Annotated in this window: 17 protein-coding genes; 9 read left to right on the top strand and 8 right to left on the bottom strand. The window is 71.8% G+C overall.

The window, feature by feature from the left end; translation table 11 throughout:
• Nucleotides 1–42 precede the first annotated feature (42 nt).
• The 3 genes from AA23TX_RS12600 to AA23TX_RS12590 all read left to right on the top strand — a co-directional run bounded on the left by AA23TX_RS12600 (nucleotide 43) and on the right by AA23TX_RS12590 (nucleotide 2,042).
• Nucleotides 43–1,200 carry a mandelate racemase/muconate lactonizing enzyme family protein gene (locus AA23TX_RS12600; protein WP_155542710.1) on the top strand — a complete coding sequence of 386 codons (1,158 nt, stop codon included), beginning with the start codon at nucleotides 43–45 and terminating at the stop codon, nucleotides 1,198–1,200.
• 66 nt (nucleotides 1,201–1,266) lie between these two features.
• Nucleotides 1,267–1,713 (top strand): hypothetical protein, encoded by a 447-nt coding sequence (locus tag AA23TX_RS12595; protein ID WP_155542709.1) that lies wholly within the window; start codon nucleotides 1,267–1,269, stop codon nucleotides 1,711–1,713.
• Nucleotides 1,710–2,042: a transcriptional regulator gene (locus tag AA23TX_RS12590; protein WP_155542708.1), complete on the top strand. Its 333-nt coding sequence runs from the start codon at nucleotides 1,710–1,712 to the stop codon at nucleotides 2,040–2,042. Before AA23TX_RS12595 ends, AA23TX_RS12590 begins: the two co-directional genes overlap by 4 nt.
• Nucleotides 2,043–2,104: 62 nt before the next feature.
• On the opposite strand, the gene AA23TX_RS12585 is transcribed toward AA23TX_RS12590, so the two are convergent.
• Nucleotides 2,105–4,972, bottom strand: a complete 2,868-nt coding sequence (locus AA23TX_RS12585; RefSeq protein ID WP_230862453.1) for a glycoside hydrolase family 9 protein — start codon at nucleotides 4,970–4,972, stop codon at nucleotides 2,105–2,107.
• 329 nt (nucleotides 4,973–5,301) lie between these two features.
• Here AA23TX_RS12585 and AA23TX_RS12580 point away from each other — a divergent pair, with 329 nt between their 5' ends.
• The 3 genes from AA23TX_RS12580 to AA23TX_RS12570 all read left to right on the top strand — a co-directional run bounded on the left by AA23TX_RS12580 (nucleotide 5,302) and on the right by AA23TX_RS12570 (nucleotide 10,793).
• Nucleotides 5,302–6,633, top strand: a complete 1,332-nt coding sequence (locus tag AA23TX_RS12580) for a glycoside hydrolase family 6 protein (RefSeq protein WP_155544413.1) — start codon at nucleotides 5,302–5,304, stop codon at nucleotides 6,631–6,633.
• Between the two features lie 195 nt (nucleotides 6,634–6,828).
• Nucleotides 6,829–7,377 carry a hypothetical protein gene (locus AA23TX_RS12575; protein ID WP_155542707.1) on the top strand — a complete coding sequence of 183 codons (549 nt, stop codon included), beginning with the start codon at nucleotides 6,829–6,831 and terminating at the stop codon, nucleotides 7,375–7,377.
• Nucleotides 7,378–7,658: 281 nt separating this feature from the next.
• Nucleotides 7,659–10,793: a LamG-like jellyroll fold domain-containing protein gene (locus tag AA23TX_RS12570; protein ID WP_155542706.1), complete on the top strand. Its 3,135-nt coding sequence runs from the start codon at nucleotides 7,659–7,661 to the stop codon at nucleotides 10,791–10,793.
• A gap of 67 nt (nucleotides 10,794–10,860) precedes the next feature.
• Here AA23TX_RS12570 and AA23TX_RS12565 read toward each other — a convergent pair whose 3' ends face one another.
• Together AA23TX_RS12565 and AA23TX_RS12560 are read right to left on the bottom strand one after the other, a co-directional pair.
• Entirely contained in the window at nucleotides 10,861–11,793 is a 933-nt protein-coding gene (locus tag AA23TX_RS12565; protein ID WP_155542705.1) for an oxidoreductase, read from the bottom strand.
• Nucleotides 11,794–11,946: 153 nt separating this feature from the next.
• Complete coding sequence (locus tag AA23TX_RS12560; protein ID WP_155542704.1) at nucleotides 11,947–12,882, bottom strand: NADP-dependent oxidoreductase; 936 nt, start codon at nucleotides 12,880–12,882, stop codon at nucleotides 11,947–11,949.
• A gap of 80 nt (nucleotides 12,883–12,962) precedes the next feature.
• Between AA23TX_RS12560 and AA23TX_RS12555 the strand changes: the two genes are divergently transcribed.
• The 3 genes from AA23TX_RS12555 (at nucleotide 12,963) to AA23TX_RS12545 (ending at nucleotide 15,378) form a co-directional block, all read left to right on the top strand.
• Nucleotides 12,963–13,343, top strand: coding sequence for a winged helix-turn-helix transcriptional regulator (locus AA23TX_RS12555; protein WP_155542703.1), 381 nt, complete (start codon nucleotides 12,963–12,965; stop codon nucleotides 13,341–13,343).
• 218 nt (nucleotides 13,344–13,561) lie between these two features.
• A complete protein-coding gene (locus AA23TX_RS12550) occupies nucleotides 13,562–14,383 on the top strand; it encodes a GAF and ANTAR domain-containing protein (protein WP_155542702.1) in 822 nt (273 codons plus the stop codon).
• Nucleotides 14,383–15,378 (top strand): zinc-binding metallopeptidase family protein, encoded by a 996-nt coding sequence (locus AA23TX_RS12545; protein WP_155542701.1) that lies wholly within the window; start codon nucleotides 14,383–14,385, stop codon nucleotides 15,376–15,378. Before AA23TX_RS12550 ends, AA23TX_RS12545 begins: the two co-directional genes overlap by 1 nt.
• Before the next feature lie 20 nt (nucleotides 15,379–15,398).
• On the opposite strand, the gene AA23TX_RS12540 is transcribed toward AA23TX_RS12545, so the two are convergent.
• The 5 genes from AA23TX_RS12540 to AA23TX_RS12520 form a co-directional block, all read right to left on the bottom strand.
• Complete coding sequence (locus AA23TX_RS12540) at nucleotides 15,399–15,818, bottom strand: ATP-binding protein (RefSeq protein WP_155542700.1); 420 nt, start codon at nucleotides 15,816–15,818, stop codon at nucleotides 15,399–15,401.
• A 78-nt stretch (nucleotides 15,819–15,896) separates the two neighbouring features.
• On the bottom strand, nucleotides 15,897–17,285 hold the full coding sequence (locus AA23TX_RS12535) for a homoserine O-acetyltransferase family protein (protein ID WP_155542699.1): 1,389 nt from the start codon (nucleotides 17,283–17,285) through the stop codon (nucleotides 15,897–15,899).
• Between the two features lie 11 nt (nucleotides 17,286–17,296).
• Nucleotides 17,297–18,214, bottom strand: a complete 918-nt coding sequence (locus tag AA23TX_RS12530; protein WP_230862451.1) for a transporter substrate-binding domain-containing protein — start codon at nucleotides 18,212–18,214, stop codon at nucleotides 17,297–17,299.
• A gap of 19 nt (nucleotides 18,215–18,233) precedes the next feature.
• On the bottom strand, nucleotides 18,234–19,457 hold the full coding sequence (locus tag AA23TX_RS12525; RefSeq protein ID WP_155542698.1) for a 2-hydroxyacyl-CoA dehydratase family protein: 1,224 nt from the start codon (nucleotides 19,455–19,457) through the stop codon (nucleotides 18,234–18,236).
• Entirely contained in the window at nucleotides 19,454–20,455 is a 1,002-nt protein-coding gene (locus AA23TX_RS12520; RefSeq protein WP_230862618.1) for a 2-hydroxyacyl-CoA dehydratase family protein, read from the bottom strand. Before AA23TX_RS12520 ends, AA23TX_RS12525 begins: the two co-directional genes overlap by 4 nt.
• Nucleotides 20,456–20,458 lie beyond the last annotated feature (3 nt).

The raw sequence follows: 20,458 nt of genomic DNA, 5'->3' as shown, positions 1-20,458 counted from the left end.
CGCGACAGTCCTTTCTCGGCACTACCCTGCGGCGGGAGAGCAATGCGGATCGTGAACGTCACGACGGCGGTGGTGGCCTACCACGGTCAGGCCACGCTGGTCCGGATCGACACCGACGAAGGCCTCAGCGGGTTCGGCGAGGCCAATCCCGATGCCGGCGCGGGTGCCGTCGTCGGGATGATCGAGTCGCTGACGCCCCTGCTGATCGGCGAGGACCCGCGCAACGTCGAGCGCTGCTGGGAAAAACTGCGCCGCAGCAAGGTTTTCGCGGGCGCGCAGAGCGGGGTGTTCGTGATCGCCCTGTCCGGGATCGAGCTGGCGCTGTGGGACCTCGCCGGCAAGGCCGCGGGCCAGCCGGTGTACCGGATGCTCGGCGGCAAGTTCCGCGACCGGATCCGCCTCTACGCCGACTGCGGCGACGGCGACGACCCCGCGGGCTCGATCGCCGGGTGCGTCGACCGGGCCCAGCGGATGGTCGCCGAAGGCTTCACCGCGATCAAGTTCGACATCGACGACCTGCGCCACCCGGCCAAGTTCGACGCCTTCAACCACACGATCAACGCCGCCGAGCTGCGTTCGATGGTCGAGCGCGTGGCCGCGGTCCGGGAGGCGATCGGCCCGGACGTCGACCTGGCCATCGACCTCCACGCCCGCTACGACGTGCCGAGCGCGTGCCGGATCTCGTGGGAGCTCGAGCCGTTCCGCCTGATGTGGCTCGAGGAGCCGCTGCCGGCGGAGAACGTGGACGCGCTCGTGCGGGTGCGCGAGCAGACCCGCACGCCGATCTGCGCGGGAGAAAACCTTTACCTGCGCTGGGGTTTCCGCGAGCTGCTCGAACGCGGCGCCGTGGACGTCATCGAGCCGGACGTGCCGAAGTGCGGCGGCCTCGCCGAGGCCAAGAAGATCGCCAACCTCGCGGAGCTGCACTACATCCCGTTCGCCCCGCACCTGGTGTCGACGCCGCTGGGCACGATGGCCACGTCGCACCAGTGCGGCGCGATCCCCAACTTCCTCGTCCAGGAATGGCACGCCCTCGAGGAGCGCGAGGTGTGGGACAGCTACGTCCACGCCCCCGACGGCAGCGGCTCGATCGTCAAGGACGGCTACATCACGCTGCCCGATACCCCCGGCATCGGCGTGGAGCTCGACATGGACGGCGTCCGCGCCCACGCCGTCGCGGGCTACGGGGTGTTCGAGTAGCCGGGAGTCACCTCATCGTCCCGCCGAGCCTTGCGTTTCCATCTTGGAAACTCTACAGTTGCCGACATGGAAACCAACGGATCCATCAGCGTTCCGGACGCGTCGGCAGCGCTGGCGCAGGTGCGGAGCAGCCGGGCACGCGTGGCGTGGAGCGGCTATCCGGCCTGGTACTGGCTGGTGACCGGAGCCGGTCTGAGCGCGGGGACCGCGGCCGTTCTGCTGCCCGGCTGGTGGGGCCTGGCGGTCGCGGCGGTCGTCACGCTCGGCCTGGTGAAGATGGCGCACATCGCCGGCCGGCAACGCGGTGTCTGCGAGGGCTGGGTCCGCAGCGCGATGACCGCGCGTGAAGTGCTCGCGCTGTACGGGCCGGCGGCCGTGGTGATCCTCGCGGACGCGGTCGCGCAGCGGCTGGACTGGTGGTCGCCCTGGTCGCCGATCGTGGCCGCGGTCCTGGTGTTCGGGCTGTTCACCGGCGTCGGGCTCACCCTCACCGCCCGAGCCGGCCGCCGGTGACCCGGTCGCGGGAGACCGAGCCGGGCACCGCGGCCGAGGACGGGTTCGACCACCTGATCCACGCGCCGGTCCGGTTGCGGGTCTGCGCGGCACTGGAGCCCGTCCGCGAGATCGAGTTCGGCGCGTTGCTGACCCTGCTGGACATCAGCAAGTCCGCGCTCAGCAAGCACATCGCGGCGCTGGCCGAGGCCGGCTACGTCACGCAGCGGCGCGCGGTGCGCGACACCCGGCAGCGGGTCTGGCTCCACCTCAGCGAAACCGGCCGGTCCGCCTACCGCGGACACGTCGCCGCACTGCACCGCATCGTCGGCGACGCCCGTATTCCGTGAGGTGCGCCGGGTCGGCGCGAACCGGCGGCGGCCAGACCGCCGTCGGTTCGCGCCGGTTCCCGTCAGCCGCACGTCCTCCCGTCGACCGCGAAGGCCGGCGGGTTCGGGTTGGTTCCCGTGTAGCTGCCGTTGAAGCCGATCGCGACCGACTGCCCCGGGGCGACCGAAGCGTTCCAGGACAGCGCCGTGGCGGTCACCTCCGCCCCGGACTGCGCCCACGTCGCCGACCAGCCCTGCGTCACCTTCTGGGTGCCGGGGAACGTGAAGCCCAGTTTCCAGCCGTTCCACGCCGTGGTGCCGGTGTTCTTCACGGTGACCGTCGCGGTGAAGCCGCCGTTCCACGTGTTCGCCGCGTACGTCACCGCGCAGCCGCCCGCCGGCCGGGTCGTGAACGACGCGGCGGGCGAATCCGGGCTCGTCGTGCCCGCGCCGTTGCGCGCCACCACGACCACCGTGTACGCCGTCGACGGGGACAGGCCCGTCAAGGTCGCCGTCGTCCCGGTGACCGTGGTCAGCACCGTGCGGACCGAACCGGCCACCCGGACCACGTCGTAGCCCCGGACGCCGCTTTCCGGATCCGCGGCCGCCGTCCAGGTCACCGTGGCGCCGCTGTCCGACACGGCGGACACCGCGGGAGTGCCGGGCGCGGACGGCGGGGTCGTGTCCACGGTGGACGCCGACTTCTCGGCGGTCCAGCCGGCCAGCCAGGCCAGCGCCGCGTTCCAGTTGATCGCGACCTCGTTCACCGAGTACGCCTGGATGTCGTCGACGAAGCAGCGCTGCGGTGCGCACCCGGTGAGCAGCCGGGCCGCGGTCGGGTCCTGCAGGCCGCTGTTGGGGCCGCCGGACAGCGCGCCGGGCGGCGCGGACGGCAGCGACGCGTCCAGCTGGTGCGCCCAGAACCGGTGGTGCACGTTGCGCACCGGCTGGTCGCCGTGGCCGGACACGTAGGAGTAGTTCGCCGGGTTGCGGCCGAGCAGGTAGTCCATCGCCGCGAACGCGCCGTCGCGGTACCTGGCCTGCCGGGTGAGGTCGTAGGCCAGGGCGAGCACGACGCCGTTGTTGGCCACCAGGCCGTTGGACCCCCATTCGTACGAGCCGTCGGCCGTCCGGTAGGGCGCCGGGTAGCCCATCTCGGCCATCTGGGCCAGGTGGCTGTCGGCGGTCGTCGTGATCGCCGTCCTGATCGCCGCGACGTCCGCGGCCGGCAGGTCGGTCGGCACCACCGCGAGCGTGATGTCCCCGAGCGCACCCGTCGAGGCCCAGTCGAAGCCGTGCGTGGTGAAGCTCTTCCCGCGGTAGAGCGGAGAGCCGGTGACGTCGGCCCGGTACGCGCTCTCGCCCGTGGTCGTGAACAGCTCCGCGGCGGCCCAGTAGAACTCGTCGGTGACGGTGTTGTCGCTGTAGGTGCCACCGCCGGTGCCGTCGTTCGGATCGGCGAGCGCGGCCGGGTTCGCCTTGGCCGCGGCGTACGCCTTCCGCGCCGCGGCCAGCAGCTTCGCCGAGTACGCCGGGTCGGTGGTCCGCCACAGCCGGGACGCCTGCGCGGCGACCGCTGCCATGTTCAACGTCGCCGCGGTGCTCGGCGGCGACAGCCGGCGCGGCTGGCTGTCCTGGTCCGGCCGGGTGGGCAGGGACGTCCACTGCGCGTCGTGGATCTTGTGGTGCACCATGCCCGCGTGCGGTGCGCCGTCCGGCACCTGCATGGCGAGCAGGAAGTCGACCTCCCACCGCGCTTCGTCGAGGATGTCCGGCACGCCGTTGGCCCGTTCCGGGATGGCCAGCGTGCCGTCGCCCAGCGCGCTCGCGTCGCCCAGCCGCAGTGCCCGCTCGTACTCGTCGAGCAGCTCCCACGCCGCGATCCCGCCGTTGACGACGTACTTGCCGTGGTCACCCGCGTCGTACCAGCCGCCGCGCACGTCGAGGGTGTAGCCGCAGTCCAGGTCCGCCCGGCAGGGGACGTTGTCGTCACCCTGGTTCGGCGCGACGTTCACGTGCCCGGCCGGACGCGCGTAGGCGGCGCCGACGTACGCGGCGTCGATCGCGATACCGCTGCGCTGGTGGTAGAAGAACGCCAGTGAGTCGGAGCGCAGCCGCTGCAGCCCGGCGGCGGAGATGCCGAACGGGAAGCTCGTCTCGGTCCCGACGCTCAGCGTGTACCCGGTCCCCACGGTGTCGTAGGCGGAGAAGTCGATTTCGTGCACGTTTTCCCCGGAGGCCGCGTCCGCGCCCCGTGGCGTCGTCCGGCCGGTGGCCACCGCGGTGCCGGCGGAATTCTTCAACGTCCAGGTCTGCGCGGTGGCCGAGTCGCTGATCAGCGTGGCCCGCTTGGGCAGCCCGGGCGCGTAGCTCTCCTGGTTCACCCGGATGCCGCTCGTCGGCGGCAGGCCGCCGGGCGGGAGGACGCCGCCGATCAGCGAGATGTTGTCCAGGCACACGGTGTTGGCGGCGGCCTGGCCGCCGAACCAGAACGCCAGCTGGCCGTTGCCCGCCGCCGGGAAGTCCACTGTGGACGTGAACGTGACCGTGAAGTGCTGCGTGGACGGGGTGACGGTCAGGTCGGTCCGGGAGATCTGCCGGTAGGGTGACACGGCTTCCCCGGCGACGGCGGAGATCTGCTGGGTGGTCGTCGCGTGCGCGTCGAAGGTCAGGGTGTACTGCTGGCCCGCCTCGAACGGCACCCCGTTCTGGCCGGACAGCGCGTCGTAGCCGTTGGCCGTGCCGCCGGGGACGTCGGTGCAGAACTCGCCACCGGTCACGCGGCCGCTCGTGCCCGACCCGGCCCACCACGGGTCGGAGGTGCCGCTGGAGAAGCTGCCGTTGAGCAGCCGCTCGTAGTCCGCGGCGGACGCCGGTGCGGCGGCTCCGGCCAGTCCGAGGGCCACCACGACCAGCAGCACCGGTCCGGCTCTCAGCTTTCTCGCCCGCATACGCCATCTCCTCGTCGTCGTCGACTTACGGATGAACCGGACTGAGAGCGCTCCCAGGCGACGGTAACCGGCACTCGCACCCCTTGGCAATCGTCGCCGAAACTTTCGAAGGGCGCTTCCGCGAATTCGGGCGAGAACCCCTTCGCCCCCTTTCCCCATCCGGCATCCCCGGCTACAGTCCAAGCGAATTGGGAGCGCTCCCAGCCTTTTCGGTCCGGCGATGCCGGAGCGGAGACGGTGCTGCGTGCCCGGCACGTTCGCCGGCGCGGCCGTCCTCGCCCCGACGCCACCCCGTCGCTCGAAGGAGAAGGTGCATGCGAAGCAGGACAGTGGCAGCCGGTGCGCTCGCCGCGTTGGCCGTGAGCGGTGTCGTCGCCACGACCACGTTGGCGGGCGCGCGGGCCGCCGGGTCGGCGTACTACACCGACCCGGGTACCAACGCGGCCAGGTGGGTCGCGGCGAACTCCGGCGACTCACGCGCCGCGGTCATCCGCGACCGCGTCGCCGCGGTGCCGCAGGCGAGGTGGTTCACCACCACGAACACCTCCACGGTGCGGGGCGAGGTGGACGCCTACACCGGGGCCGCGGCCGCCGCGGGCAAGATCCCGATCATGGTCGTCTACGACATCCCGAACCGCGACTGCGGCGGCGCCAGCGGCGGCGGCGCGCCGTCCCACGACGCCTACCGGGCGTGGATCGACCAGGTGGCGGCCGGGCTGGCGGGCCGGCCCGCGGCCATCGTGCTCGAACCCGACGTGCTCCCGCAGATGACGAACTGCCAGAACAGCGACCAGCAGCGCCAGACCACGGCGTCGATGGCGTACGCGGGCAAGAAGCTGAAGGCCGGTTCCGCCCAGGCGAAGGTGTACTTCGACATCGGCCACTCCGCCTGGCTGTCCGCCGGCGACGCCGCGACGCGGCTGCGGGCCGCCGACGTCTCGAACAGCGCCGACGGCATCTCCACCAACGTGTCCAACTACCGCGCGACCGCCGACGAGGTGGCCTACGACAAGGCGATCCTCGGCCAGCTCGGCGACTCGCGGCTGAAGGCCGTGGTGGACACGAGCCGCAACGGCAACGGGCCGCAGGGCAGCGAGTGGTGCGACCCCGGCGGGCGCGCGATCGGCACGCCGAGCACGAACCAGACCGGCGACAGCCAGATCGACGCGTTCCTGTGGGTCAAACCGCCGGGCGAGGCGGACGGCTGCATCGCGACGGCCGGCCAGTTCGTGCCGCAGCGGGCCTACGACCTCGCCGTCGCGGCGGGTCCCGTGCCGACCACGACCCCGACCACGACCCCGACGACGCCCACCGGCAGCACTCCCCCGACCAGCACGACCCCGCAGCCGTCCGGCGGCTGCGCCGTCACGCACCGGGTGGTCAGCACCTGGTCGACCGGCTACACCGGCGAAATCGTCATCGAAAACCGCGGAGCGCCGATCGACCATTGGACGCTCACTTTCTCCGCACCGGGCGTGACGGTCAGCCAAGGCTGGAACGGAAACTGGACCGACACCGGCGACATCGTCGAAGTCGGCAGCGCGGCGTGGAACGGCACCCTCGGCACGGGGGCGACCACGACGATCGGCTACAACGCGAACTACACCGGCAGCGCACCGCCTTTCCGATCGGCGACGCTGAACGGCGCCTCCTGCGCCTGATCACCGCGACGCACGGGAAGTCCTCTCCGGAGAGGGCTTTCCGTGCGTTCCCCTGCACCGGAATGCCTCGCGATCTGCACGGACGGCCCGATCTCACGGCGATTGTGGACAGCGCACCGCATCGTCAGCATGATCTCCGGCATGGCAATGCAAACCCCCCGAAATGTGACTATTCCGGCTATCGGTGTCACAATAATGGCCGCCGCCCTGACCGTGGCCTGCTCGGCGAAATCGTCGAATGCCCCCGCGCCGCAGAGCATCCCCACTTCTTCCGCGTCACCGGCGCCCGGCACCACGAGTGCGGCCGCCGACGCGACGGCCAAGGCTTCGACCGCGGAACAGGCACTGGCCCGGTGGGTCGGCGCGGTCGTCTCCGGCGACTTCGTCCAGGCGTGCTCCGTCATGGCCGACACCGGCCAAGCGCCGCCGAAGACGTTCACCCCCGAAGCCTGCGCCGGCCAGGACAAGACCATGAAGGCGATGCGCAAGGTCCTCGACGGCTTGCACACCGCGTTCACCCCGGACAACGCGGCGAACCCGCCCAAGGTCGAGGTCGCGGGTCCGGCCGCCACCGGCGACTCGGCGAAGATCGCCGCCGAGAAGATCTCGGTCGAGGGGAAGAAGCTCGACGACATCGTCCTGTCCCACTCCACCGGCGTGAAGCCCGGCCAGACGAACATCACCTTCGGCCTGCAGAAGGTCGAGGAAGCCTGGTACGTCACGAAGTTCGACCTGGACTTCTGATCCCGGCCACGTCTTCGGGGTGCGCCCGCAGCGAGCAGCGCACCGTTCGGCAACCACGCCCCGGCTCCCGAGGCCCTCGACGGTCGTGAGTGAGAAACAGTGTTCTAACCCTGTTTCACACTCACGACCCCACGGCGATCACCGGCAGTAGCGTAGCTCTCGGTGTTCGGCGTTCAGACCTGGAGATACCGCCATTCGGCGGTGGCCAGGAGTCCGATTTATCTGATTGGATCGCCCGAAGAGCGTTTTACAACGTTGTAAAAACGAAGGGGATCTCGCCGATGAGAAGAGCCGCTTCCGTCCTCCTCGCCCTCCTGGTGGCGCTGGGCGTGGCGTCGGGAACGCCGCCCGCCGGTGCCGCCGAGCCCCTGCACGGCCTGAAAGCCGAGTACTTCACGATGTCGGCGCCGGGCGCGCACGACTTCGCGAACCTGGCCGGCACCGCGCTCGACGGGGAGGTCGACCACCCGGACCTGACCTCGGTCTTCGGGCTGGTCGCCGGGCAGACGGAGAACACGACCGCCCGGTGGAGCGGGCAGCTCGCCGTGCCGCAGACCGGCGACTACACGTTCTACGCCATCGGCGACAACGGGTTCCGGCTGTTCGTCGACGGCGCGCCGGTGATCGACCACTGGGTCGGCGACTGGGACCGGGAGCAGACCAGCGCACCGGTCACGCTGACCGCCGGCCGGCAGTACGACTTCAAGCTGGAGATGTTCCAGGACACCGGCGGCGCGAACATGTTCCTGCGCTGGTCGAGCGCGGCCATCGCGAAGCAGATCGTGCCGCTGTCGGCGTTCACGCCGCCGGCCGGCTACACCGGCGTGCCGCGCTCGGCGGAGGTGTCGAAGGACGGTCGCACGCTCACGGCCGGCTTCGACGGCCGCGTCTCGGGCACCGGCGACCTCGCCGACCACCTGCGGATCGCGGTCGACGCGACGCCGATGCCGGTCTCGCTCATCACGACGAACCGCGACCGGGTGACGATCCGGCTGGCCGAGAGGGTGCTGAAGGGCCAGCGGGTCACGCTCTACTACGACGGCGCGGGTGCGCTCGCGGTGGACGGCGCGAAGGTCGGCAAGACCGGCCGCATCGTCGCGAACGCGTCGACGGAACGCCTCCGGACGCCGTGGGGCGAGGACGCCGACCCGCGCCACCCGTTGCCGGAATACCCGCGCCCGCAGCTCGAGCGCGACAAATGGGTCAACCTGAACGGCCCGTGGGAGTTCTCGGCCGCCAAGGAAGGCCAGCAGCCGGCGTTCGGCAAGCGGCTGCCCGAGAAGGTGATCGTGCCTTACCCGATCGAGTCGCAGCTTTCCGGGCTCGAACGGCACGAGGACCACATGTTCTACCGCCGCACGGTCACCGTCCCGCGCGACTGGAAGATCGGCGGCGGGCAGCGCCTCAAGCTCAACTTCGGCGCGGTCGACTACCAGGCCACGGTCTGGGTGAACGGCAAGCTCGTCGCCGAGCACACCGGCGGGTACACGGCGTTCAGCGCCGACATCACCGACGCGCTCAAGCGCGGCGACGAGCAGGAGATCGTCGTCGCCGTCACCGACACGACCGGCCCGTACCAGCCCAAGGGCAAGCAGTCCGCCGATCCCGGCGGCATCTTCTACACGCCGTCGTCGGGCATCTGGCAGACGGTGTGGCTGGAACCCGTGGCGGACAAGGGCATCGACGAGATCAAGACGACGCCCGACCTCACCACGAACTCGCTGGCGCTGAACGTCAAGTCCGCCGGCAACGCCACCGTCACGGCGGTCGCCAAGGACGCGCGCGGCCGGCAGGTCGCCACGGTCACCGGACCGGCGAACGCGAACCTGAAGCTGCCGGTGCCGAACCCGCACCTGTGGACGCCGGACGACCCGTACCTGTACCAGCTGGAGGTCAAGCTGGGCGGCGACCGGGTCAAGAGTTACTTCGGCATGCGGTCCACCGGCATCACGAACGTCAACGGTGTCCCCAAGCTGACGCTCAACGGCAAGCCGTACTTCTCCCTGATGCAGCTGGACCAGGGCTTCTACCCGGACGGCCTGAACACCGCGCCGAGCGACGAAGCCCTCGTCTTCGACCTGAAGGCGCAGAAGGACCTCGGGTTCAACGCCGTCCGCAAGCACATCAAGGTCGAGCCCGCTCGCTGGTACTACCACGCGGACCAGCTCGGGCTGCTGGTGTGGCAGGACTTCGTGTCCGTCGAGGACGGCAACAACCCCGCGGCGCAGCAGGCGTGGCTCAGGCAGGGCCTGGAAGAGATGCACCAGCTGCAGAACTACCCGTCCGTCTACGCCTGGATCGTGTTCAACGAAGGCTGGGGCGAGTGGGACAAGACCGCCACCGGCCGGATCACCGACCAGGTCAAGGCCACCGACCCGAGCCGGATCGTCAACGCCCACAGCGGGGTGAACTGCTGCGCCTCCAAGGGTGACTCGGGCGCGGGCGACGTCATCGACCACCACGACTACAACAACACCGATCCGGCGCGTTCGGACGGCAAGCGTGTCGCGATGGACGGTGAGCACGGCGGCTTCACGCTGCGCACGCCGGGCCACCAGTGGCCGGGTGCGCCGATCGCGATCTACAGCGGTGTCGAGGACAAGGCGGCGCTGACGGCGAAGTACGTCGACAACACCCGCACGTTCTACCTCGGGCAGGCGCGGGCCGAGCTGTCGGCGTCGGTCTACACGCAGGTCACCGACCTGGAAGGCGAGCTCAACGGGCTCTGGACCTACGACCGCAAGCGCATCAAGGTCGACCCGGGTCCCGTCCGCGAGATCAACCGGCGCGTGATCGAAGCCGGTGCCGACGCGGGCAAGCCGTACCCCTACGCGGGGAAGGGCTCGTGGAACCTCGACGAGCGCCGGGGCACGACCGCGAGGGACTCGAGCGGTGGCAACAACCCGCTGACGCTCACCCCCACCGGGGCGGCCTTCAAGGACGGCGCACTGCAGTTCTCGGGCGGCTCCGCCGACACCTACGGCCCGGTCGTCGACACGACCGCTGACTACACCGTGTCCGCGAGGGTGCGGCTCGACGCGCTGCCCGGCAACTACGCGACCGCGGTGAGCCAGGACGGCCGGGAGCGGGAAAGCCCGTTCTACCTGCAGTACGGGCAGGGCGCGTTCGCGTTCAGCACACCCGGCGGCAACCGGGCCCGGTACGAGGTCGTGCCGGAGACCGGCCGCTGGTACCAGCTCACGGGTGTGCGGGCGGGCAACGAGATCCGGCTCTACGTGGACGGGGTGAAGGTGGCGACGGCCCCGGCCGGACCGGCGCTGGTCAGCACCGGCGCGTTCACGGTCGGCCGAGCCAAGTACGACGGCCGCAACGTCGACTTCTGGCCCGGCGCGGTCGACGAGGTCGCCGTGGCCGGCAAGGCGTTGACGGACACGGAGGTGGCCCAGCTCCCCTGAGCCCTTCCTCGGACGGCGCGGGCGCTGCGAATCGCGGCACCCGCGCCGTTCCGCGGCGCACGTCTCGTCACGGCAGCGGGTAACGCACCCCGGTGAGCTGCTCGCACCGCTCCCACAACATCGCCCCCGCACCCTCGTCGCGCGCGACCGCGGCTGCCTCGACGCGTTCCGGGCGGCCTTTGATGCCGTGTGGCCCGGCCGGGCCGTACAAGTCACCTCCGCGAACCTGCGGATCGACGGCCGCCCGCAGTGTGGGCAAAGCGCCTTCGGCCGCCGTGTTGACCAGCGGCGCCAGCAGCCACCGGACCGGCGGCGCCGAAGCCACCCGCATCGCACCACCGCTGTTGCGGCCGAATTCGGTGGCCGCCGCTCCAGGGTGGGCGGCCACCGAAATCGCCGGCGTCCCGGCTGCCGCCAGCCGTCGCTGGAGCTCCGCCGCGAACAGGACGTTGGCCAGCTTCGTCTGCGTGTAGGCGCGCCAACGGCGGTACCGGCTCTTCGCGAAGCCGAGGTCGTCGAGGAGCAGCCGGCCCATCTCGTGGCCGCCGCTGGTCACCGTGACGATCCGTCCGGCCGGTGCGGCCGTCACGCGGTGCAGCAGCAGCCCGGTGAAGGCGAACGGCCCCAGCTGGTTGGTGACGAACGTCCGGTCCACGCCGTCCACGAGGGACAGTTTCCCGAACGCGGCTCCGGCGTTGTTGATCACCAGGTCGATGTGGTCGAACTCCTCGTCGAGGACCGCCGCCGCCGTGCGGACCGACGCCGCGTCCGCGAGGTCCATCCGGACGGTCCGGAGGTCGGCATCCGGTGCGGTCGCCCGGATCGCGTCGCACGCCGCGGCGGCCTTGCCCGTGTCCCGGCACGCCAGGACCACCCGCGCGCCCCGTTCGGCGAGCATCCTCGCGGTCTCGAAGCCGACCCCGGAATTCGCGCCGGTGACGACCGCGATCCGCCCTCGCTGATCCGGGATGTCGGCAGCGGTCCAGCCCGAGCTCGCCATGAGCGCGTTCCCTCCTCGACGCGACGTCGTCGCACCGCAGTTCCGGCGTATGCCGCGAAAGACTAGAGAACGTCGACGGGGTCGCGAATCCCCGCTCCGCGGACAGCGCGGGTAGCTCCCCCGAGGGACATCGAGCGGAAAAACGGCCGGGCCTCAGCCGGGCATCGTGAGGACGAGCTTGCCCCGCAGGTGCCCGCGGTCGAGCAGCCGGTGCGCGTCGGCGATGCGCTCGAACGGGAAAGTCTCCTGGACGTGGCCCCGGAGACGGCCCCGGTCGACGAGATCGGCGAGGCCTCGCAGAGCGACCGGATCGGGGTCGACCGCGATGCCGCTGAAGCGGCTGCCGGCCGCCTCGCACCGGGCGGCGAGGTCCGCGTTCTCCTCCGCGACCGCCGTCACCAGGTGACCGCCGGGGCGGAGCACGCCGAGCGACCGTTCGGCCGTCTCGCCGCCGATCGTGTCCAGAACCACGTCGACGTCGCGAACCGCGCCGGTGAAGTCGACCGCCGTGTAGTCGACGACTTCGTCGGCACCGAGCTCCTCGACGAAGCCGGCCTTGTCGCCGCTCGCCGTCGCGATCACGTACGCGCCGAGTGCTTTCGCGATCTGGACGGCGACGTGGCCGACCCCGCCCCCGCCCCCGTGCACCAGAACGCGATCGCCCTCGGCCACCCCGGCGAGGTCGACCAGGCCCTGCCACGCCGTCAAGCCGGCGATCGGCAACGCCGACGCCTCGGCGTGGGACAGCGAAGCCGGCTTGCGCGTCAGGTGCAGAGCCGGCGCCGCCACCAGTTCGGCGTACCCGTCGGCCGCGCGCGGGAACAGGGGCATCCCGAACACCTCGTCGCCGGGCCGGAACCGCCACGTCTGCGGCGACGCCTCGACCACTCCGCTGATGTCCCAGCCGAGGACGAACGGCGGCCGGCCGAGCAACGGGAACTCGCCGGCGCGCAGCCGCGCCTCCAGCGGGTTCAGCCCGATCGCCTTGACCCGCACGACGACTTCGGTCGGCCGGGGCCGGGGCTCGGGGGCGTCCACGACGGTGAGGACCTCGGGACCACCGAACGACTGCTGGGTGATGACCTTCATGGTCTCCTGACTCCTTTTTCGGGTGAGCTGCGACCCCAAGCTATGGTCCCGATGGGAACCCCCGGGTACCTTTCGGCGCCATGAGCGGTTTCCGCCCCCGGGACTTCTTCCTCGCCGACTGCCCCGGGCGCCTCGCGGTCGAGCTGATCGCCGACAAGTGGACGGTGGTCGTGCTCGCCGGCCTCAGCGAGGGCCCGGTGCGCCACGGCGACCTGGTGGAGCTGATCGGCGGCATCTCCCGCAAGATGCTCACCCAGACGCTCCGGCGGCTCGAGGCACACGGGCTCGTCCACCGCCGCGCCTACGCCGAGGTGCCGCCCCGCGTCGAGTACGAACTGACCCCGCTGGGCAAGACCCTGATCGACCCGATCCACGTCCTGACCGAGTGGGCCAGGACGAACGGCGACGCCGTGCTGGCCGCGCTCGACGCCGGATCCTCGGCGGCACCTCGCGGCTCTTGACGAAACACGGCGGCAAGATCACGCACGCGTGAAACCGGCCCCAGTGGGTACACGCGCTTGTCTCCTTGTGAGACGAAGGGTGGCGCCGGTTGAGCCAGCAGCCGGCGCCACCGCCCGGCCTCGGGGCCTCCGAGAGCTTGATCACGTCGGTGGCGACCGGCACCACCGGTGTCGATCCGGTACCCGGCCCACGAGCCACCACGGAGAAGGATTCCGACATGAGCGATGTCGACAAGCAGACCGACGTCGGCTGGGAAGCGGATCGTGCCCGGTTCCGCGCCGATCCGGCCGGTGACGGCTGGGACCGTTGTCCCCTCCCGGAAGACGGGCCGCTGGCTCACCACTTCGGCGCTTTGGCCGGCACGCTGCTGGAGGCCGAAACCCTGCACGAGGCGATGCGCCAGGTGGTCGTCGCGGCGTTGCGCATCGTGCCGGAGGCGGATCTGGCCAGCATCACCCTCCGCTCCCCCGACGGCGGCTTCCACACCGCGGTGAGCACCGACGAGACCGCGGAGGAGCTGGATCGGATCCAGTACCTGACCGGCGAAGGTCCCTGCGTGGCGGCGGCGGAACACCGCGGTCCCGGCCACGCGCTGACCGACGACCTGGCCCGCTCGGCGGAGTTCCCGGAGTTCGGTCCGCGGGCCGCCGACCTCGGCTTCGGTTCGCTCCTGGCGACCACGCTGCTCACCGAGCGCGACTCCGAGCGGGAACCGGGCGCCATCAACCTCTACAGCCGGCGACGCGGAGCTTTCGGCGACGGAGCGGTCGACCACGCGCTGGTCCTCTCGGCCCACGCCTCGGTCGCGCTGGCCGGGACCGCCGCGCACACGGCGGCCGCACTGCGCGAAGAGCAGTTGCGGCGCGCCATCGACAGCCGGGACGTGATCGGCCAGGCCAAGGGGATCCTGATGAACCGCCGTGGGGTGAGCGCCGACGAAGCCTTCGACATCCTGCGTCGCACCTCCCAGGAGCTCAACGTCAAACTGAGCCGGCTGGCCCACACCCTCACCGAGCGACACCAGGAACTGGACCGCTGATGCGCACGTTCACCTGCCCGGAATGTGCCAACCTGCTGTTCTTCGAGAACTCCCGGTGCGTGGTCTGCGGCACCGCCGTCCGCTACGACCGTCCGGCCCGCGCGATGGTCGAGGCCGAGGACTCGCACGGGTGCGCCAATGCCGAGCTCGCCGGGTGCAACTGGACCGCGGCCGAGGGCATGCTGTGCGGCTGCTGCGCCTTGACGAGAACGCGGCCCGACGACGGCGACGACCGCGCCCTCGACGCGTTCCGCCGGGCGGAAGCCGCCAAGCGCCGGCTCGTTTACCAGCTCGACGACCTCCGCCTGCCGGTGACCGACCGCACGGCCGATCCCCGGCACGGCCTCGCATTCGACCTGCTGTCCAGCCGCGACCGCCCGGTGACCACCGGGCACGCCGGCGGCGTCATCACGATCGACCTCGCCGAGGGCGACGACAGCCACCGTGAAGCCGTCCGCGCCCGCCTCGACGAGCCCTACCGCACGCTGCTCGGCCACTTCCGGCACGAGGTCGGGCACTGGTACTGGGACCGTCTCGTCGCCGACGGGCCCGCGCTGCCGGAGTTCCGCCGGCTGTTCGGCGACGAACGAGCCGACTACCAGCAGGCCCTGAGCGACCACTACGCGACGACGCCCGGCACCGCGTGGGCGGAGAGCCACGTCAGCCACTACGCCGCGGCGCACCCGTGGGAGGACTGGGCCGAGACGTTCGCCCACCTGCTGCACATCCGCGACACCGTGCAGACCGCCGCGGCGGTGGGCGTGCTCGTGGCCGGCGACCCCATCGAGCCCCACCGGAGCACACCGGTCGACGCCATCCCCGACGAGCACGGCGACGACCTCGACGTCCTGCTGGCGACGTGGACGCCGTTGTCGCGCGCCCTCAACCAGCTCAACCGCAGCATGGGCAAGGACGACCTCTACCCGTTCGTCCTCGCCCCCCGGGTCCACGCCAAGCTGAAGTTCGTCGACGACCTCGTGCGGCCCGCCCGCTGACCGGCCGGGCGGGCACCGCGTCAGCCGAGCCGGACCACGGCCCACACCGTCTTGCCCGCGTCGTCGACGGCCTGGCCCCAGGTGCTCGCCCCGTCGCCGACCATCCGCATCCCGCTCACGCTGCGGACGTCGGGAGCCGGAACGTACGCGAGCGCCGGACTGTGGTCGGCGACCTTCACCACCACCCGGTCCGTCTCCACGGCGAGCACGACGTGGCGGCAACCCCCGCCGTGGAGCACGGCGTTCGACATCAGTTCGTCGACCACCAGCAGCACGTCGGTGACCCGGTCTTCGGGGAGGTCCGGGCTGACCTGCCGGAGGGTCCACCGCGTCCACGCGCGGGTCCGGCCGGGGCTCTCCGGGCCGTCTCCGGGCACCAGCACGCAGCGGGCCTTCGTCCGGGTGGGCGTCGCGGGGTCCTGCGGGTCGTCGATCGTCACCGGGGCCTGCCTTTCGCCGAAGTCGAACCGAGGGCTACCCGTTCCCCCCGCGTTTACTCCGCCACGACGCCACGGTGACTACCCCCGGCCGGCCGCGGGATAGGCGCGGTTGAACCGCGGCGGCGTGTAGGGCAGATAGCGTCCCTGCCCGCCGTCCGCGGCCATCGCCAGGCGGTTCATCGTCGCGGGCGCGGTGTCCGGCCAGTGCCCGGTCCGCAGCCGCGCCAGCATCCGGTCGATCGCCGCCTGCTGCTCGCCGGTGGTGTAGGTGCAGTGGCCGGCGGTCCGGACGTAGGTCTGCCGGAGCAGGGACGCGGTGCCCGCCCGGCCGGCCAGTGCGCCGTAGGACTGCTGCTGGGCGACGGTCGAGATCTGGTCGCCGGTCCCGTTGACCGTGAGCACCGGGATCCGCAGGTCGCCGGTGAACACGATGCCCCGTTCCAGGTGGTGGACGGCCGCGGGATCGGCGGACACGCGGGGTTCGGCCGCGAGCCGTCCCAGGTCCGCGCGCAGGTCGAGCCCCGCCCGCTCGTACAGCCGGCGCACGGCGTTCCGCTGGTCCGGCGTCGCCGTCGCGAGCTGGCGTGCGTAGTCGACGCCGGTGTTCCACGACGGGTTCCCGCCCGTCACCTGCTCGATCGCCCGGCGGCTGCTGACCGCCTGCCCGAGGTAGGGCAGCGGACCACCGGCGAGCGCCAGGTACATCCCCTGCTCGACGCCGTCGGCGTCACGGCCGTCCGGAACCGGGGTCGTCGTGCCGTCGGCGGCCAAGCCCCAGCCCGGCAGCTGGCCGATCGCCGCCGCGAGCGCGATGCGTGCCCGGCCCGCCGCGGTGCCCTGCGCCGACGTCACCGCCGACAGCCACCGCTGCTGGGTGCCGGGGACGTCGGCGGGGATGCCGGTGACCGGCAGGGCGGTGTCGCGGAACAGCAGGGTCTTGAGCGTGAAGACGGTGTCGAGCTTCTGGTTCCACTGCCCGACCGAGCCGCCGAGGCCGCCGCACATCGGGACAGCCGCGTCGAAGCGGTCCGGGTGCACCTGCGCGGCGCCGGCGGCGACCATGCCGCCCATCGAGCGGCCTTCGGCGATCGCGTACCGGGCCGGGCCGAACGCGGTTTCGAACCGGCGAAGCGCTTCCGCCTGGTTGTCGATGGCTCGCGCGATGTTCCAGCCGGTGACCGTGCGCGTGGTGCCGCCCACGGCGTAACCGCGCTCCAGCAGGCTCGCGGTGAGTGCGCTCGCCAGGCCGCCCGCGGCGAAGTCGAGGTCCACCAGCACGGCGCCGTTCCAGCGGCCCGGTCTGGCGAAGGTGTACGGCGTGCCGTCGGCCAGCTGCCCGTCGAGGCACCGCGCGGCCGAAACCGGTGCGGGGCAAGGTTTCCCGGCTTCCGCCGCGTGCGCGGTCGCGGGGAGACCGGCCGCCAGGACCGTGAGCACGGCCAGGTGGGACAGCACCTTGGTGCGCATGAGCAGCTCCTTCATCCCTGCGAGGCCGCGTTGAGGACCGGCTTCGGGACCGAGACCTGGTTGAGTCCCCAGCGGGACATGATTCCGACGTAGGTACCGTCCTGGAAAAGCTCTTCGAACACCTTCTGCAGGACCGGCCCCAGCTTCGAGGACTTGGGGACGTACAACGCCAGGTCGTCCTTGGTCGCTCCCTGCGCTTCGGTCTGGGTGACGTACTTGTTCCCCCCTTGCCGCTGCGTGACGTCGATCGCGGCGGCCTCGGTCATGCCGGCGGCGTCCGCGCGGCCCGAGCGGGTGGCCAGCAGCGTGGCGTCGGTGTCGTCGAGCCCGACCGTCCGCGTGGCCGGGCGCTTGCTTTCCGTGCAGAACCGGGACAGCTTGTTCAGCTGGTCTTCCACGACGCTGGCGGTCACCACGGCGACGCGCTTGCCGCAGAGGTCTTCGACCCGGGCGATCCCGGCCGTCGAGCCGGTCGGGAACACGTAGGCGGTGCGGGTGGTCATCCAGGTGATCGTGTCGAACTGCTTCTCGCGCTCGGCGGTGGCCTTGACCGGGCCGTTGAACGCGTCGTACCGGTTGCCCAGCATGCCCTGGAGCGCGGCCGGGAGCCCGGCGACGACGGTGGTCCGCGTCCGCACCCCGAGCACCTGGCCGATCGCGGCCTGGAAGTCGGCGTCGATCCCGGTGACCGACCCGTCCGGGGCGACCGTGCGGTAGGGCGGGTGGGAGTCGCCGGCGAACCGGATCACCCCGGCGTCCTTGATCGCCTGCGGCAGCGCGTCGTGCAAGGACTGCACCACGGCGAGGTTCGTCCCGGTCGCCAGCGGCGGCGAGCCGGCTCCCACCGTGCACCCGCCGGCCGCCAGGCCGACGGCGGCGGCGGCCGCGAGGATCGTTCTTCGGCTTCGTCGGCGAAGAGGGAGTCTCACAGGGGTCCTTTCCTGATGGTCAAAGCAATGCGTCGAGCCAAGCGGTCATGCGTGCGTCGAGGTCGCCGCCCGTGCGGGCGTCGACGTTGTCCGCGTGCAGTTCGAGCACCGGGACGCCCGCCGCGCGCAGGGCCCGGGTGGTGAAATAGCTGCCGCGGGCGTCGTCGGAGACCAGGTGCACCACCCCGTCCACCCCGTGGTGCCGGGCCTCCTTCACGTACCACTCCGCCGACCACGGCGGTGTGTAGAGCTGGTCGCCGAAGGCGGCGAAGCGGGCGGCGAGGGCGCGCAGCGGGTCGTCGCCGTAGCGCAGGTAGCCGTCGGCCGCGATGGCCAGGTACATCGACCACACGAAGACCGCGCCGTGCGACCGCTGGAACCGCTGGTAGAACTCGAGGTCGAACCACAGCCCGCGGCCGATCCACATCAGCCGCAGCCGCTCGTCCGGGCACACCGCGACGCCCGTGTCGATCCGCTCGCGCACCTCGTCGTGGAACGCGCGCGCGGCGTCGCGCGCCCATTCGGTCCCGCGATGCCACTGGGGCACCATGACGCTCGGGATGCCGTCGGTGACGGCGATCGGGCACGGCCGGGCGGCGGCGATGAGGTCACGGGTGCGGCGGTTCCACTCCTGCTGCTCGTTGACCAGGTCCAGGACCTCCCGGAACCGGGTCTCGGAGAACACCCGGCCGGTCGTCTGCTCCAGGAACCGGATCAGCCCGGTCAGCTCGCCGGTCAGCAGGTCGAGGCGGTCGCTGCCGATCGCCTCCTCCCAGCGGTGCGGCATCAGCTCCCACCACCGCTCCGGGACCTCGTTCTCCGCCGCGCTCTCGAGCGGGTAGTAGGTGACGCCGGGCTGGGCGTCCCAGACGTCGAAGATCTTCCGGGACGCGTCGCCGGTGGTCTCCCCCAGCACGATCGACGGCTTCGGCAGCCCACCCCACGGCGCCTGGCCGGGATCGTCCTCGAACGCCGACGCGAGCGACGTCGCGCTGTACTGCTCGACGTAGTCGGGGTAACCGCGTTCGCGCAGCAGTCCGAGGTAGCGCTGGGTCTGGCGTTTCGCCGCGACGATCGAGGCCCACCACTGGTTGACCACGTACGGGATGTCCATGGCGCGGAAGATCTCCTGGGGCGCGTCCGCGTTGACCAGCGCCACGGGGCCATCGGCGGCGCGGACCCGGGCGAACCACTCGCGCTGGTAGGCGGTCGCGGTGGTCGCCGACGCCAGCCGGGCGGTCATGCCGCCGCTCCCGCCGGGACCAGGGCCGCCAGCGCCTCGGGAGTCAGCTCGCCGTAGGGCTGCCGCTCGGCCAGGACCGCGCGCAGCCCGGTCGCGGCCCGCTGCTCCGGGAAGTCCCACGGCGGCGCGTCGTCGTGGACGCGCGCGTAGGAGAACAAGACCTCGGCACCGCAAGCGCGAGCGGCCGCGGCCGTGTGCGCGGCGCGCTGCCGGATGGACGCGCGGGGGGCGGCGGGGCCGCTGTGCTGGTAGCGCTCGGCGAGCGCGAGTTCCGTGGGCGCCGCGCAGGTGCGGGCGAACAGCAGCTCCCCCCAGTCGTGGTCCTCCCCCACGACGAGGAAACCGGTGCGCTCCAGCGTTTCGTACACCTCCGGGGAGTCGTGCGAGCTCCCGGTGAGGAACAGCCGCACCCCTTCGGTCTCGCGCGGGTCGGCGAGCACCCGATCGACGAGCGCGATGGCCTCCGTGACCGGCACCGCGGTGGTCGCGGCGACGAGTGCGAGGAAGCGGCTGCCGCTCAGCCGGTTCGCGCGGCGCAAGGCGGCGGCCTGCCCGAGCGACCGCCTGAGGGTGTCGTGGGCGGTGATGGCCGCGGCGAGGTCGTCGTCGCCGATCGGCCGCCACTGCCCCAGCCACTCGCGCAGCTGCGCGATCTTCGCGTGGACGTACCGGGTGGTCGTGTGGTGCGGCAGGTGCAGGACGTCCACCAGGCGCACCGGCGGCAACCGCCGCTCCGGCTCGACCCGGTGCAGCTCGCGCAAGGCGTAGAACAACCGCAGCGAGGCTTCGCAGTCGCGGGACACCACGATGGCTTCGAGCGGACCGTAGTCCTCGGCGAGGATCCGCGTCAGGATCGACCGGGCCACCGGGTCCACGCCCCGGCCCAGGTACCGGTCGCCGGGCGCACGGTCCTGGCCGGGCTTTCCGGTCAGCCGCAGCGGGAGCAGCCCGGCCGCGGTGATCAGCTCGACCGGGACGTCCGCGCCGACGTACCCCACGGC

The organism is Amycolatopsis camponoti (genome assembly GCF_902497555.1).
Taxonomy (GTDB): domain Bacteria; phylum Actinomycetota; class Actinomycetes; order Mycobacteriales; family Pseudonocardiaceae; genus Amycolatopsis; species Amycolatopsis camponoti.
This window is presented reverse-complemented; position numbering and strand designations above follow the sequence as displayed.